The 472-nt window shown below is 72.0% G+C and carries 1 protein-coding gene; it reads left to right on the top strand.

All coding sequences use genetic code 11. The features are described 5' to 3' along the window. A partial coding sequence (locus G3I71_RS47080; protein ID WP_164325084.1) for a hypothetical protein occupies positions 1-378 on the top strand: 378 nt, incomplete at its 5' end. Between the last annotated feature and the right edge of the window lie 94 nt (positions 379-472).

Genomic DNA, 472 nt, shown 5'->3' with positions numbered 1-472 from the left:
ATGGCCGGCGACCGGCACGACCGCGACTCGCTCGGCGAGCTGTACTACCGGTACGCCGATGAGGAGGGCGACGTACACAGCAGGTCGATCGAACCTGCCGACAACGACACCTGCTACCAGCTGCCGGGCACGCGCAACCACCCGGCCTTCAAGGTGGTGAACGACACCGAGTCCCTCGCGCTGGTCTTCGGGGACCGCAACTGCGGCGGTGAGCCGCAGGAGGTGCTGGAGCCGGGCGACGAGGCACGGAACCTGAACGTCCGCTCCGTGTACTTCAAGCCGACCGACGGGAACGGCCACCACGGCGGCCGCCACGACGGCGACGACGGCCGCGACGACGACCGCGGCGACCACTGGGACGGGGACGACCGGTACTGATCGGTCCTCCGCACAACCGACCGACCGCGGGTCGCACCGCGCGCCACACCGGCAGGAGGGCCCGGCACCCCCAGGGGTGCCGGGCCCGCGCACG

The sequence above is a fragment of the Streptomyces sp. SID12501 genome (assembly GCF_010550245.1).
Taxonomy (GTDB): domain Bacteria; phylum Actinomycetota; class Actinomycetes; order Streptomycetales; family Streptomycetaceae; genus Streptomyces.
This window is presented reverse-complemented; position numbering and strand designations above follow the sequence as displayed.